Genomic DNA, 14,784 nt, shown 5'->3' on the forward strand with positions numbered 1-14,784 from the left:
GCTCGCTGCTCCCGCGCTGCGCGAGAAGCTCGACTGGATCGGCGTGCAGACCATGCCGATGTCGCCGGATGAGTTGGGTGCGCTGATCAGGACCGAGCTGAAGACCTTTGGTGATTTCGTGAAGAAGGCAGGGCTGAAGGTGAATTGATTTTCCGTCATTCCGGGGCGGCGCGCCCCGGAATGACGACTACAGCGAGAAGCTGGTCCCGCAGCCGCAGGACGACTTGGCGTTCGGATTATTGATCTTGAAGGCAGCGCCGATCAGGTCGTCGACGAAATCGATCTCTGACCCGGCGAGGAAACCGACGGAAACCGGGTCGATGAGGATCGTGGCCGCGTCCCGGCCCAGCACCAGGTCGTCGTCGGCGCGCTCGCGTTCGACGTCGAACTTGTACTGAAAGCCCGAGCAGCCTCCGCCCTCGACGCTGACGCGCAGCATCGCGCCCGCCGGTTCCTTCGACAGGATCGCAGCGACCTTCGAGACGGCGCGTTCGGTGATGGTGACGTCGGTCATGACCCGATAGTTAGGTGCGCCGCCGCTCTCCGTCAATCGCGCCACCGGTGCCGATGGCCCGAGCGGGAGCCGGTTGCGTGGGCCTTGCGCCCGGCGCATGGGTCCGTAAACACGGGCATCATGGCGATCCAGTCGGCCCCGCGCGCACCCTATGCCTCCGATCCGGCCCTGAGCCGGGGCAGGCTCGTCCCCGAGCCGCCAAGCCCGAGCCGCAACGATTTCCGGCGCGACTGCGACCGAATCATCCATTCTGCCGCGTTCCGGCGCCTCAAGTTCAAGACCCAGGTATTCGTGTTCCACGAAGGCGACCATTATCGGACGCGGCTCACCCACACCCTGGAAGTGCAGCAGATCGCTCGTTCGCTCGCGCGCGTTCTAGGACTCGACGAGGACCTCGCCGAGGCGCTGTCGCTTGCGCATGATCTGGGGCATCCCCCGTTCGGGCATATCGGGGAGCGTGCGCTGGACGACGAACTGAAGCCCTACGGGGGCTTCGACCACAACGCGCAGGCGCTGCGGCTGGTGACTTCGCTGGAGCGCCGCTACGCCGATTTCGACGGCCTCAACCTCACCTGGGAGACGCTCGAGGGACTGGTCAAGCATAACGGGCCGCTCACCGACCGCGCCGGCAACGCCGTCGGCCGCTATCGCGAACGTGGCGTGCCCCGCGCCATCGCCGATTTCGGGTCAGCATGCGATTTGCAGCTCTGGAGCTATTCCAGCGCCGAGGCGCAGGTCGCGGCGATTTCCGACGACATTGCCTACGATGCCCATGACATCGACGATGGACTGCGCGCCGGCTTGTTTCGCATCGAGGACCTGGAGGCCGTACCTTTCGCGGGCGGAATTTCGCGCGAGATTCGGCGCCGGCATCCTGGGCTGGAGCCTGCGCGTTTCACCCATGAGATGATCCGCCGGCTGATCACCTGGATGATCGAGGATGTGGCGGCTGAATCGACTCGCCGCCTGGAGGCGATCTCGCCCTTGTCCGTCGAGGAGGTGCGCGATGCCACGAGCCCGGTCATCGCATTTTCCGATGCCATGACCGAGGCCGAGCGCGCCATTAAGGATTTCCTGTATCCGCGAATGTATCGTCATGACCGCGTCATGCGGGTGATGCGGGAAGCCGAAGGCGTGCTGCATGATCTGTTTCGGCATTTTCTCCATTCTCCCGGCGACATGCCGGAGGAATGGCGGACCGGACTTGCCGGCGCGGACGACGCGGCGCGCGCGCTTCGGGTCGGCGATTTCATCGCCGGCATGACCGACCGGTTTGCGCTCGCGGAGCACCGGCGCTTCTTTGACTCGACCCCCGAACTGCGTTAGCAGCCGCCGCAATTGAAGCGCGCGTGAACGCGCTTGTGGCGCGCCCCGGAGTTGACGGCAGGCCAATGGCGAACGACACCCGATCCGACAACCTGTTTGCCACCATGCTCGCGCGCGTAATCAGTGCGAACGAGGCGCTGATCGAATCCGGGATGCTGCCGGCGGGGATCGATCTCGCGCGGATCACGGTCGAGCCGCCGCGTGATGCGAGCCACGGAGACATGGCCACCAACGCCGCCATGGTGCTCGCGAAAGACGCTGGCCGGAAGCCGCGAGAACTGGCCGATGCGCTGGCCGAAAAGCTGTGGGCCGATCCGCTGATCGAGAAGGTCGATGTCGCGGGGCCCGGCTTCATCAACATGACGCTGAAGCACGCGACCTGGCTCGATGCGCTTCGCGCGGTCATCCGCTCCGGCAGCGGCTACGGCCGCAGCACGATGGGGCAGGGCGCCAGGATCAATGTCGAATATGTCTCCGCCAATCCCACCGGGCCGATGCATATCGGCCATTGCCGGGGTGCGGTGTTCGGCGATGCGCTGGCAAGCCTTCTGGCCTTCGCGGATTTCGATGTCACGCGCGAATTCTACATCAACGATGCCGGCGCGCAGGTCGACGTGCTCGCCCGTTCGGCCTATCTGCGCTACCGCGAGGCGCTGGGCGAAGACATCGGCGCAATCCCGGAGGGACTTTATCCTGGCGACTATCTCAAGCCGGTTGGCGCGGCGCTTGCCGAAAATTACGGACGCGACCTCGACCAGAAGCCGGAAAATGAGTGGCTTCCCATCGTTCGCACGACCGCGATCGACATGATGATGGCGATGATCCGTGCGGACCTTGCGGCCCTCAACGTGCAGCACGACGTGTTCTTTTCGGAGCGCTCGCTGATCGAGGGCGAGGACAAGGTCGGCTCCGTCATTGCGCAATTGAAGAGCGACGGCGAAGTCTATGAGGGCCGGCTGCCGCCGCCGAAAGGCGCGCCGGTCGAGGACTACGAGGACCGCGATCAGACGCTGTTCCGCTCCACCGATTTCGGCGACGATGTCGATCGTCCGCTGATGAAGTCGGACGGCAGCTACACCTATTTCGCCTCCGACATCGCCTATCACAGATCGAAATTCGACCGCGGATTCCGCGACATGATCGACGTGTGGGGCGCCGATCATGGCGGTTATATCAAGCGCATGCAGGCGGCGGTGAAGGCGATCAGCAAGGGGCAGGCCAGCCTCGATGTGAAGATCGTCCAGCTCGTGAAGCTGTTGCGCGCCGGCGAGCCGGTGAAGATGTCAAAGCGCGCGGGCGAGTTCGTGACCTTGCGCGAGGTGGTGGACGAGGTCGGGTCCGACGCCGTCCGATTCATGATGCTGTACCGCAAGAACGACGCGCCGCTCGATTTCGACCTCGCCAAGGTGATCGAGCAGTCCAAGGACAATCCGGTTTTCTACGTCCAGTACGGTCACGCCCGCGGGCATTCGGTGTTCCGCAACGCGCGGGAAGCATTCCCGAACCTGCCTGATACCGCCGAGGGCCGGATCGCGCTTTTGTCAGGGGCTGCGATCGAGAAGCTGACCGATCCGGGTGAAATGGCGCTCATCCGCAAGGTCGCCCTGTACCCGCGGCTGATCGAAACCGCCGCCCAGGCCCATGAGCCGCACCGAATCGCATTTTACCTGTATGAATTGGCGAGCGAGTTTCATGCCCATTTCACCCAGGGAAAAAGCTTGCCTCATTTACGCTTCATTAGACAAGATGATGAACAGTTAACCGTGGCGCGCCTGGCTCTGGTTCAGGCCGTCGTCGCCGTATTCGGCTCGGGTCTGGCTCTGCTTGGTGTTGGGGCTCCGGAGGAGATGCGGTGACGTCGCGTGCAGCGGCAGGTTCGCTTGGGGATGAGTGCCTCGAAGGGCACGCCGCTCTGTAACAGTCGACATTGATGGGGCCGGAGGGAATGGTCGCATCAAACCGGCCCGGTCGAAGAAGGTCGCAGGATGGCGGACAACAATCGCAGTCGCGGAAATCGCGATAACGAAATCTCTCAGCGGCTTCGGCCGCAGGCGGGTGCGCCATCGGGCGACCCGCTGGCCGAGCTGGCCCGGCTGATCGGACAGCAAAACGAGTCGGCGCCGTCGTATCGGCAGAATGGCTTGCGCGCTCCCTATGGCGGTGCGAGCGATCCCGATCAGGGTTGGACCCTGCCGAACCCGGTCCGGCACCGAGACGATGATCCGCGGGACGCTACGCCGCATGGCGGGTCCTACGCCTACCCCGACGATGCAGCGCCAGTTGCATATGCTGCTGGCGGCTACCCGTCCGGCCATGGCTATGACAACGAGCCATACGATCCACGCTACGACGCCGTGGCGCCTCAGGCCGATCGTGATTATGGCGCGGGCTCTCAGACGTCATATGCCGGGCCTCGTTATGCGGGGCCTGAGGGTCAATATGCCGATCCACGATATGATCCGCGCTATTCCGATCCGCGCTATGCAGACCCCCGTCAAAATGATCCGCGTTACGCTGATCCGGGTTACGCTGATCCAGGCTACGGCGATCCGCGATATGCGGATGCGCGCCACGCGGATCGGCATTACGACGACGATGCATCGCGGTCCTATGCCGATCGACGGTATACGAACCAGCCCCAGACCGATCCGCGTTACGCCGATGCCTATGCGTCGGACCCCCGCTATCAGGATGCGGCCGACGGATTTTCGCACCCGCACTTTGCGGAGCCGAATTTCGACTCAACGCGTCCGCAATATATGCCGGCATCGTCTCATGCGGCTGCACCGCATGCCCATCCCGTGTCCGGTCCCTATGCCGGTTACGGCGATGGCGCACAGAACTATGGCGGATCATATTATGGGTCCGAGGTCGCGCCCGCAGTCGCGCCGGCCTCAAATCGACGCGCGCCGCAACAGCGGCGGGGCAGCATGGTCACTGTTCTGGCCGTGCTCGCACTTGCCGTGGTCGGGACCGCATCGGCGTTTGGTTATCGTGCGATGTTCGGCGGCGCCGGTACGCCTGTGCCGCCGCCGGTGATCAAGGCCGACACCAAGCCTTCGAAGATCGTGCCCGCGACCGACCCGAGCGCCAAGCCGATTCAGGATCGGGTCGGGGTCAAGACCGAGCGGATCGTGCCGCGTGAGGAGGAGCCGGTCCAGCAGGCCGCTCCGGGACAGCCGCGCGTGATTTCGCCGTGGCTTGCCGGTCAGAATCCGCAGGCTTTCCCGCCGGCGAGTGCGAATGTGGCGCCGCCGTCCGATGGTTCTTCGGCCGCGTCGCAGGGCGCGCGGCCAGTCACCGCCGAGCCGAAGCGCATCCGGACGGTGCCAATCAAGCCGGACCGTGGGGCCGAGGTACCGGCGACCGCTCCACGCTCCGCCCGCGCTGTCGCTCCGGCGGCGCAGGAGAACGATGCCGGTGCCGCACCTCTGGCACTTTCGCCGACCGGGTCGGTGCCGCCCCAGCGGCATGCGGCGCGACCGGCAAACGCCCCGGCTTCGGAAGGCGCGGGTTCGGGCGGGGCGTCGCCATTCCCCACGCCGATTTCGAGCGGCGCCAGTCAAGCTGTGGCGGGGCCCTACGCGGTCCAGGTGACTTCACAGCGCAGCGAAGCCGATGCGCAGGCGTCCTTCCGGTCTCTGCAGCAGCAATTTCCGTCCGTCCTTGGCAGCCGCCAGCCGGTGATTCGCCGCGCCGATCTGGGTGATCGGGGAACCTATTACCGGGCGCAGATTCCGTTCCAGAGCCAGGGCGAGGCCAGTGAATTCTGCTCGAACCTGAAGGCGGCAGGCGGGCAATGCGTCGTCCAGCGGAACTGAGCCCCGGTCGCTTGACCCCCGACTTGCGCAACGGCTAAGCCGCGCCGATGACGGCGCGCGCATTCATCTCCGGCTTGTCCGGAACGGCAATCAGTCGGGAGGAGGCGCGTTTCTTCCGGGAAGCTTCGCCGTGGGGACTGATCCTGTTCAAGCGCAACATCGAGGCCCCGGAACAGGTTCGCGCCATTACGAACGGGTTCCGCAACATCGTGGGCTGGGACGCACCGGTTCTGGTCGATCAGGAAGGCGGCCGGGTGCAGCGGCTAGGCCCCCCGCATTGGCCGGTTTACCCGCCGGGCGCGGCGTATGCGGCGCTCTATGCCGCTGATCCGTCACGCGGCAAGGCCGCAGCCTGGCTCGGCGCGAGGCTGATCGGCGAGGACCTTTCGAGGCTGGGGATCGACGTGGATTGCCTGCCGGTGGCGGATGTTCCCGTCGAAGGCGCGGACAGCGTGATTGGCGACCGGGCGCTCGGTGACACCGCGGAACAGGTTGCGGCGCTGGCGGCCGCTCAGGCCGACGGACTAATGAGCGCAGGCCTGATCCCGGTGGTCAAGCATCTGCCCGGACATGGGCGGGCGACCGCGGACAGCCACCTGAAACTTCCGGTCGTGGATACCGGTCGCGCGATACTTGAAGCGACCGACTTTGAGGCCTTCCGACCGCTGTCAAGTCTGCCGCTCGGCATGACCGCACATGTTGTGTTCAGCGCCATCGATCCCGTCCAACCGGCCACCACATCGGCGATAATGATCCGCGAGGTGATTCGCGGATCGATCGGGTTCAAGGGACTGCTGATGAGTGATGACGTTTCCATGGGAGCCTTGTCGGGCACGCTGGACGAGCGCAGCCGCGCCGCGCTCGCCGCCGGCTGCGACGTCGTCCTCCATTGCAACGGAAATCTCGACGAGATGCGGCAGGTTGCGGAGGCGGCGCCACTGCTGTCGGGCGAGGCGGCGGCGCGCGCCGATGACGCGCTCGCGCTGCGGGCGCAGCGAAGCGAGATCGACATTGCGGCGGCCCGCGCCCGCTTTGCCGACCTGATGCGTGAACCCGCGACCGGAGCGATCGCCTGATGAGCGCCGAGATCATTCCGTTCGCGACCGAAATGACGGAGCGCGGCATCGACGAGCCGGCGCTGGTGGTTGATGTCGAGGGCTTCGAAGGCCCGCTCGATCTGCTGCTCACGCTCGCGCGTCAGCAGAAAGTGGACCTCGCGAAGATTTCGATTCTCGCGCTCGCGGACCAGTATCTGACGTTCATCGAGCAGGCCCGCAGGTTGCGGCTCGAACTCGCCGCCGACTATCTGGTCATGGCGGCATGGCTGGCCTATCTGAAATCGCGCCTGCTGCTGCCTGACGAGAAGCAGGCCGAGGGCCAAAGCGCCGAGGACATGGCGACGGCGCTCGCCTTCCGGTTGAAGCGGCTCGAGGCATTTCGGCAGGTCGCACAGAAGCTTCTCGAACTTCCGCAGCTCGATCGCGACACCTTTAGCCGGGGCGCGCCGGAGCCGATCAAGAATATCAAGCATCCGCAATGGACCGCGAGCCTCTACGATCTGCTCTCGTCGTATTCGATGCAGCGGCAGAAGCGCGTGCTGAGTCAGGTTCGCTTCAAGAAGCGTCAGGTCTGGACGCTCGCCGAAGCGAGGGAGCAGATCGAGCGGCTGATCGGCGCCACAGACGACTGGAACCGGCTCGACCAGTTCCTGATCGCCTATCTGGTTGAACCGTCGATGGTGGCGACCGTAACCGCATCGAGCTTCGCGTCGGCTCTTGAGATGGTGCGGGAGGGCGCGATCGAATTGCAGCAGCATGCTGCATTTGCGCCGCTCTATATCCGCAAGAGCAAAGCCAAGAATCCGGATAATAACGGTTCGGTAGCGCATTAGCGTCAAAGGCAGAACCAGAATTTCAGGCTGTTCGACCGCAGCTTTCGCCGGTCGGAGAGGGAGTGACAGAAGGATGCAAGGCTTGGCCCGCAAATTGATGGACGAGGACGAGGACGCACCGGATGCGATCCGGTCGCCGCAGGCTCGGCCGGAGGAATTGCGCATCCTGGAAGCGCTGCTGTTCGCCTCCAAGGAGCCGCTCGACGAGAAGACGCTCGCGCAACGTCTGCCGGCCGAAGTCGAGCTTGCGCAGACCCTGCAGATGCTCCGCGATGAGTATGCTCCGCGCGGAGTCAATCTGGTGAAGGTCAACGGCAAATGGGCGTTCCGCACGGCCAACGACCTGTCATGGCTGCTGACGCGCGAGGCGATCCAGCCGCGCAAGCTGTCGCGCGCGGCGATCGAGACGCTTGCCGTGATCGCCTATCACCAGCCGGTCACGCGCGCCGAGGTCGAGGATATTCGCGGCGTCACCATGTCGAAGGGCACCATTGATGTGCTGCTCGAAACCGGATGGATTCGCCCGCGCGGGCGCCGCAAGGTGCCGGGACGTCCGATCACCTATGGCACGACCGAAGCGTTCATCTCCCATTTCGGGCTGGAGCAGCTCGGCGATCTGCCGGGTCTGGATGAGCTGAAGGGCTCCGGCATGCTGGATGGGCAATTGCCGCCGAATTTCTCGGTGCCGGTGCCGAGCGATGACCCGGCGCTGCGCGATGACGAGGATCCGCTCGAGCCGGGCGACCTCGATCTGGGGCTCGCGCCGCGTGCGGATCAGCCCGAGGAGTAGATGGCCGGGCGCGCGGGCGCAGGACCCAAGCGCGTCGAGGCCGGGCGCACACCCGCCTCGATCGCGGCGAAGCTGTCCTTCGACCGCATTACCCATCGCTACGGCGAGGTTGTCGCGGTGCGCGACGTTTCGCTCGCCATCGAACCCGGCGAGATCGTCTGCCTGCTAGGCCGCTCGGGCTGTGGCAAGACCACGCTGCTGCGTCTTGCCGCGGGTGTCGAGGAGCCGAGCCAGGGCCGGGTCCTGATCAATGATCGCGACGTGTCGGGCGGGCCGGGCTTTCTCCCGCCGGAACGGCGCGGCGTCGGCCTGATGTTCCAGGACTTCGCGCTGTTCCCGCATCTGACCAATCTTGCCAATGTCATGTTCGGGCTGAAATCGCTGCCTCGTGCGGAAGCGGAACGCGAGGCGATGCGTGCGCTCGATCGGGTCGGACTTGCTGCGCATGCGTCGTCCTACCCCCACATGCTGTCTGGGGGCGAGCAGCAGCGGGTTGCGCTCGCGCGTGCCGTCGCGCCGCGGCCAAGCGTCCTGCTGATGGACGAGCCGTTCTCGGGCCTCGATCGCCGGCTGCGAGACGAGGTTCGCGACGATACTCTGAACGTGCTGCGCGAAGCCCGCGTGACCTCGATCATCGTTACCCACGACCCCGAGGAAGCACTGCGGATGGGCGACCGTATCGCGCTGATGCATGGCGGTTCGCTGATTCAGACCGGAGCGCCGGAGGCGATCTATACGCGTCCCTGCAGCCTGTTCGTAGCCCGCTTCTTCTGCGAACTGAACGAGATTGCGGGAACCGTGCGCGGCGGATTCGCCGAGACCGCGGTCGGGCGCTTTGCCGCACCCGGCATCGCGGAGGCGGCGCGCGCGGTCGTCGCAATCCGGCCGCAAGCGCTGCGCATCCGCAATGGCGGGGCAGGCCCGCGGGCCCGAATCCAGCATCGGCAGTTCCTTGGCCATGTCGATCTGGTCGAAGTCGCGGTTGAAGGCCTTGATTCTCCACTGAAAGGCCGCCTCCTGCGGGCCGCCATTCCGCAGGTTAACGATGATCTGCGCCTCGAATGCGATCCGGCCGAAGTCCTTGTTTTTGCCGCGTCCCAAGCCTAGTTTCCGGTCATGTCCCGGCGTGCCCCGCCTCATTGAGGAAACACAGGCGCGCCTCCCGGAGGTTACGCGTCATGGGTTCACTCAGCATCTGGCACTGGATCGTCGTCTTGGTCGTGGTGCTGCTCCTGTTCGGGCGCGGCAAGATTTCCGAATTGATGGGCGACATGGCGCAGGGCATCAAGGCCTTCAAGAAGGGCATGTCCGAGGATGACACCGCCAAGGCCGATCCGAAGCCCGGCGATCCGATGAAGACCATCAATGCCGGCACCGACATGAAGCAGCAGGCAGAGACCCAGAAGAAATTCGAGGGTACGGTCTGAGGCAGGACGGCACCGCCGACGCTCGCGGTGAGAAGGGGCGCCATCCGAAAGGGTTGGGCGCCCCTTGGAGTTGAAGGTCCATGTTCGATTTCAGCTGGGGCGAGCTTGTCATCATCGGCATGGTTGCGCTGATCGCCATCGGGCCGAAGGAATTGCCCGGCGTGCTGCGCGGGCTCGGCCATTGGATGGGCAAGGTCCGCCGCATGGCGTCGGACTTCCAGGATCAGTTCCGCGAGGCGATGCGCGAGGCCGAGGTTGCTGACCTGAAGCGGCAATTCGACGAGGCCAGTGCCAACGCGACCTCGGCGTTCAGCAATCCGCTCCAGACTGCGCAGAAAGAGGTTGAGGCCGCGCTCGGAAGCGAGCCGCCGAGTCCCGAAAAAGTCGCCGATGAGACGGCAGTGACGACCGCCGATCCCGGCGCGATCGAGCCTTCCGCCGGAGCCCCGGCAGTCGAGCTGGACCGTCCGGCCATGCTCGAGCCGGCGGTGGCAGATGCGCCCGCGACCGATGGGCCCATTGCCGACGCGCCCCTTGATATCAAGCCTGACAGCGCAAAGCCTGGCGGGAGCGGCGCGGCATGAGCAACCGCAAGCCCGAGGAAGACGACGAGATCGAGCAGAGCAAGGCGCCCTTGCTCGACCATCTGATCGAATTGCGCTCGCGCCTGATCAAGGCGGTGATCGCCTTTGCCATCGCGTTTGTATTCTGCTTCGCCTTCGCCAAGCAGATCTACAACATTCTCGTCTGGCCGTTCGTATGGGTGGCGGGCGTCGAGAATTCGAAATTCATCTACACCGCGCTGCTGGAATATTTCCTCACCCAGCTCAAGATCGCGATGTTCGGCGCGGCCTTCATCGCCTTCCCGGTGATCGCCGGACAGATCTACATGTTCGTCGCGCCCGGCCTCTATCGCAACGAGCGCCAGGCCTTCGTGCCGTATCTGATCGCGACGCCGATTTTCTTCTTTCTTGGCTCGATGGTGGTCTATTTCGTGGTGATGCCGCTCCTGGTGCGGTTCTCGCTCGGCATGCAGCAGACCGGGGAGGGGCAGGCCGAGATCGCGCTGCTGCCCAAGGTCGGCGAATATCTGTCGCTGATGATGTCGCTGGTATTCGCCTTCGGCGCCGCGTTCCAGCTCCCGGTGGTGCTGACGCTGCTGGCCCGCGTCGGCATCATCACCTCGGATCAGTTGCGCGCCAAGCGCCGCTATTTCATCGTCGGCGCTTTCGTGCTGGCCGCGGTCCTGACGCCGCCCGACGTGATCAGCCAGCTGTCGCTCGCGGTGCCGCTGATGCTGCTCTACGAGGGCTCGATCTGGTCGGCGCGCATGGTGGAGAAGAAGGCGCAGCCACCGCAGGCGGCGACCGGCGCGACGCCGGCGGAAGGCGCGGGCGGGTAGGGCTCTTTGTTCCCTCTCCCCGTTTACGGGGAGAGGGTGGCGAGCATCGTCAGATGCGAGCCGGGTGAGGGCGTTTGCTCGCACCGGAAAGACTTATCCCCCTCGCCGAAACTCGCCTTATCTTCGTTCGATCCAGGCCCGCTGCCGTGTCATGAAACAGCAGCAGGCTAAGTGGAGCGCCGGGAGGCGCAGGGTCCAGCGTTATTGGGCCCGCGCACTCCGAAAGCGGTCCCTCCGGGTAACCGGAACGGGCCGTGAGTGCGCGGCGGGCCAGCGTCATTGGTCCGCCAAAGGGCGTCTCGCAAACGCCCTGGCGCCTCCCGGCGCTCCATCTCCCGCCTTGTGCGGGGACGGAAAAAGGGACACAGACGCGCCCGCGTCTTAAAGAACAGGGCCGACGGCGCGCGCCGAGGCTGGCCGTAACGAGAATCAGGTACGGAAACCGCCATGCACGACATCAAATGGATCCGCGACAACCCGGCCGAGTTCGACCGGCGTCTGATGCGCCGCAAGTCCGACTTCAAGGGCACCGCGCAACGGCTTGTCGGACTGGACGAAGCGCGCCGCGCAGCCATCACCGTGGCCGAGACCGCGCAGGCGCGCAGGAACGCGGCCTCCAAGGAAATCGGCGGCGCCAAGAAGGCCGGCCGCAACGACATTGCCGATGCGCTGATGGCCGAGGTCAACGCGCTGAAGGAGACGCAGCCGAAGCTAGAGGCGGACGCGACGGCCGCCGACGAGGCGCTGCAGAAGGCGCTGGCCGAACTGCCGAACCTGCCGCTCGACGAGGTGCCGGACGGCGCCGACGAGCACGGCAACATCGAGCATCATAAATTTGGAGCGAAGCGCGACTACAAGGATTCGCAGGGCAACGACTTCACGCCGAAGCAGCATTTCGAACTGGGCGAAGCGCTCGGCATGATGGATTTCGAACTGGCGGCGAAACTCTCCGGCGCGCGCTTCGTGGTGCTGACCGGCGGCCTTGCGCGCCTTGAGCGCGCATTGGGTCAGTTCATGCTCGATTTGCATACGCAGGAGCACGGCTACACCGAGGTCAATCCGCCGGTGCTGGTGCGCGATGACGCGATGTTCGGCACGGCTCAACTGCCGAAGTTTAAGGAAGACCAGTTCCACGCATCTAAAGTGATCGATGTTGATGTTTGGCAATTGAATACAGCGGACGTTTTAAGTCCTGATGCATCGATGCCGGCAATCCAGGCAGCGCTGGAAGGAATCCAAGCGGCGCTCGAAAATCGCGACGCCTATTGGCTCATCCCGACCGCCGAAGTGCCGCTGACCAATCTCGTTCGCGAGGACATCACCGACGAAGCCAAACTCCCGATGCGGCTCACCGCGTGCACGCCGTGCTTCCGCGCTGAAGCCGGCGCCGCGGGCAGGGACACGCGCGGCATGATCCGCCAGCATCAATTCACCAAGGTCGAACTCGTCTCGATCACCACGCCCGAACAGGCGATGGACGAGCACGAGCGCATGACCGCGTCGGCGGAAGAAGTGCTGCGCCGGCTCGGCCTGCATTATCGCGTGGTCACGCTCTGCACCGGCGACATGGGCTTCGCCTCGCAGAAGACCTACGACATCGAGGTCTGGCTGCCGGGCCAGAATGCCTTCCGCGAAATCTCGTCCTGCTCGGTCTGCGGCGATTTCCAGGCGCGCCGCATGAACGCGCGCTACAAGGGCAAGGACGGCAAGGCGAAGGGCTTTGTCTATACGCTGAACGGTTCGGGCGTCGCGGTCGGGCGCGCGCTGATTGCGGTGATGGAGACCTATCAGCAGGCCGACGGCTCGATATTGGTGCCGGACGCGCTCAAGCCCTATATGGGCGGCATGACAGTGATCGAGAAGAAGACATGAGAATGCAGGTCTCGTGTCCAGGATGCTGCGCAGCACGAAGTGATGCGCTGCTGATCCGGGACCCATATTTTTATCGTAGCGTTTCATGGGTCCCGGCTCTGCGGCGCACCGTTTCACGCTGCGCCGCGTCGGGGACGCGAGGTTCTTAAATGCGGATATTGGTCACCAACGACGACGGCATTCACGCCGAGGGGCTGAAGGTCTGCGAGGACATCGCCCGCGCGTTGTCCGACGACGTGTGGGTGGTGGCGCCGGAAACCGACAATTCCGGCGTCTCGCATTCGCTCTCGCTCAACGATCCTCTGCGGCTGCGCGAAGTGACGCCGCGGCATTTTGCGGTGAAGGGTACGCCGACCGATTGCGTGATCATGGCGGTCCGCCACATCATGACCGAACGGCGCCCGGACCTCGTGCTCTCCGGCGTCAATCGCGGGCAGAATGTCGCCGAAGACGTGGGCTATTCCGGCACCGTCGCCGGCGCGCTCGAAGGCACCGTGCTCAACATCCCCTCGATCGCGCTGTCGCAGGCCTATGGGCCGGGCAACCGCGACGCGCCGCCGTGGGATACCGGCCGCAGCTTCGGGCCGGACGTGGTTCGGAAGATTCTGGCGACCGGGATCCCCAAAGGCTCGCTGGTCAACGTCAATTTTCCCGATTGCCACGCCGACGGCGTCCAAGGCATCGCGGTGACCGCGCAGGGCAAGCGCGACCAGGAATTGCTGCGCATCGAGCCGCGCTTCGACGGGCGAACCAACCCGTATTTCTGGATCGCGTTTTCCCGCAAGGGCAAGCCCACCCCGGTCGACGGCACCGATCTCTCGGCGCTGGCCCAGAACCGCATTTCGGTGACCCCGCTGCGGCTCGACCAGACCGACCACGACTTCATGACGCGGCTTGCGGACGGATTTGATTAGGGTGAAATCTATCCCGCTCGTGCCGCACTCGGCTACGCGAAGCGTAGACCCGGGTGCGGGAATGAGCGGAGAGAGTTGTTCATGAGGCCGAAGCGATGTGGCCGTCGAAGAACAAGAATATCGACCGGATGGAATTCCTGCTGTCGCTGCGGCGGCACGGCATCACCGATGCGGCGGTGCTGCGCGCGATGGACGAAGTACCGCGCGAGATGTTCGTCAGTGAGGATACCCGGGCGCAGGCCTACCAGGATCACGCGCTGCCGATCGATTGCGGCCAGACCATCAGCCAGCCCTACGTCGTCGCCTACATGACCGAATTGCTGGAACTGCAGTCGCATCATCGCGTGCTCGAAATTGGCACCGGCTCCGGCTACCAGGCCGCGGTGCTGTCGCGCATCGCAGCCCATGTGGTATCGATCGAGCGCTACCGCACGCTCGCCGAGAAGGCGCGCAAGACCTTCGACCGTATCGGCTATACCAATATCGATGTGATCCTGGGCGACGGCTTCGAGGGCGCGCCAAATCTTGCGCCGTTCGACCGCATCATCGTCACCGCGGCGGCGGAGGCGGTCCCCGATGCGCTGACCGGCCAGCTTGCCGATGATGGAATCATGGTGCTGCCGCTCGGACCACGCAACGGACCGCAGCAGATCGTGCGGTTGAGGAATACGCCTGCCGGGCTTGAGCGCGAGGACCTGATCGCGGTGCGCTTCGTGCCGCTGCTGCCGGGGCGGGCGAAGGAGCTGTAGGCCAGGCTCAAGCGACAAGACGCGCAAGCAATTGTAAACGTTGTTTGTTCTGCGCTGCCTGGCAAGTCCATTAAGGTT

The 14,784-nt window shown here is 64.8% G+C and carries 14 protein-coding genes; 13 read left to right on the forward strand and 1 reads right to left on the reverse strand.

What is annotated here, in order from left to right; genetic code table 11:
- Nucleotides 1-187: 187 nt before the first annotated feature.
- Nucleotides 188-514: an iron-sulfur cluster insertion protein ErpA gene (gene erpA / locus AB7F49_RS24540; protein WP_428527259.1), complete on the reverse strand. Its 327-nt coding sequence runs from the start codon at nt 512-514 to the stop codon at nt 188-190.
- 120 nt (nt 515-634) lie between these two features.
- Here erpA and AB7F49_RS24545 point away from each other — a divergent pair, with 120 nt between their 5' ends.
- The 13 genes from AB7F49_RS24545 to AB7F49_RS24605 all read left to right on the forward strand — a co-directional run bounded on the left by AB7F49_RS24545 (nt 635) and on the right by AB7F49_RS24605 (nt 14,706).
- Nucleotides 635-1,840, forward strand: coding sequence for a deoxyguanosinetriphosphate triphosphohydrolase (locus AB7F49_RS24545; protein ID WP_428527261.1), 1,206 nt, complete (start codon nt 635-637; stop codon nt 1,838-1,840).
- A gap of 65 nt (nt 1,841-1,905) precedes the next feature.
- Complete coding sequence (gene argS, locus AB7F49_RS24550; RefSeq protein WP_428527262.1) at nt 1,906-3,696, forward strand: arginine--tRNA ligase; 1,791 nt, start codon at nt 1,906-1,908, stop codon at nt 3,694-3,696.
- Between the two features lie 129 nt (nt 3,697-3,825).
- Nucleotides 3,826-5,661, forward strand: a complete 1,836-nt coding sequence (locus AB7F49_RS24555; protein WP_428527264.1) for an SPOR domain-containing protein — start codon at nt 3,826-3,828, stop codon at nt 5,659-5,661.
- Nucleotides 5,662-5,708: 47 nt separating this feature from the next.
- Nucleotides 5,709-6,737, forward strand: a complete 1,029-nt coding sequence (gene nagZ, locus AB7F49_RS24560; RefSeq protein ID WP_428527266.1) for a beta-N-acetylhexosaminidase — start codon at nt 5,709-5,711, stop codon at nt 6,735-6,737.
- Complete coding sequence (locus tag AB7F49_RS24565) at nt 6,737-7,552, forward strand: segregation and condensation protein A (protein ID WP_428527268.1); 816 nt, start codon at nt 6,737-6,739, stop codon at nt 7,550-7,552. Before nagZ ends, AB7F49_RS24565 begins: the two co-directional genes overlap by 1 nt.
- 73 nt (nt 7,553-7,625) lie before the next feature.
- Nucleotides 7,626-8,342: an SMC-Scp complex subunit ScpB gene (scpB, locus tag AB7F49_RS24570; protein ID WP_428527270.1), complete on the forward strand. Its 717-nt coding sequence runs from the start codon at nt 7,626-7,628 to the stop codon at nt 8,340-8,342.
- Complete coding sequence (locus tag AB7F49_RS24575; protein ID WP_428527272.1) at nt 8,343-9,449, forward strand: ABC transporter ATP-binding protein; 1,107 nt, start codon at nt 8,343-8,345, stop codon at nt 9,447-9,449.
- A gap of 71 nt (nt 9,450-9,520) precedes the next feature.
- Nucleotides 9,521-9,769, forward strand: a complete 249-nt coding sequence (locus tag AB7F49_RS24580) for a twin-arginine translocase TatA/TatE family subunit (protein ID WP_428527273.1) — start codon at nt 9,521-9,523, stop codon at nt 9,767-9,769.
- Nucleotides 9,770-9,849: 80 nt separating this feature from the next.
- A complete protein-coding gene (gene tatB, locus AB7F49_RS24585) occupies nt 9,850-10,353 on the forward strand; it encodes a Sec-independent protein translocase protein TatB (protein ID WP_428527275.1) in 504 nt (167 codons plus the stop codon).
- Complete coding sequence (tatC, locus tag AB7F49_RS24590; protein ID WP_428527277.1) at nt 10,350-11,171, forward strand: twin-arginine translocase subunit TatC; 822 nt, start codon at nt 10,350-10,352, stop codon at nt 11,169-11,171. The genes tatB and tatC overlap by 4 nt, the downstream gene beginning before the upstream one ends.
- Before the next feature lie 447 nt (nt 11,172-11,618).
- Complete coding sequence (serS, locus tag AB7F49_RS24595) at nt 11,619-13,043, forward strand: serine--tRNA ligase (RefSeq protein ID WP_428527279.1); 1,425 nt, start codon at nt 11,619-11,621, stop codon at nt 13,041-13,043.
- A gap of 149 nt (nt 13,044-13,192) precedes the next feature.
- Complete coding sequence (gene surE / locus AB7F49_RS24600) at nt 13,193-13,957, forward strand: 5'/3'-nucleotidase SurE (RefSeq protein WP_428527281.1); 765 nt, start codon at nt 13,193-13,195, stop codon at nt 13,955-13,957.
- A gap of 95 nt (nt 13,958-14,052) precedes the next feature.
- Nucleotides 14,053-14,706, forward strand: a complete 654-nt coding sequence (locus AB7F49_RS24605) for a protein-L-isoaspartate(D-aspartate) O-methyltransferase (RefSeq protein ID WP_428527283.1) — start codon at nt 14,053-14,055, stop codon at nt 14,704-14,706.
- Nucleotides 14,707-14,784 lie beyond the last annotated feature (78 nt).

The organism is Pseudorhodoplanes sp. (assembly GCF_050250235.1).
In the GTDB taxonomy this organism is placed as follows: Bacteria; Pseudomonadota; Alphaproteobacteria; order Rhizobiales; family Xanthobacteraceae; genus Pseudorhodoplanes.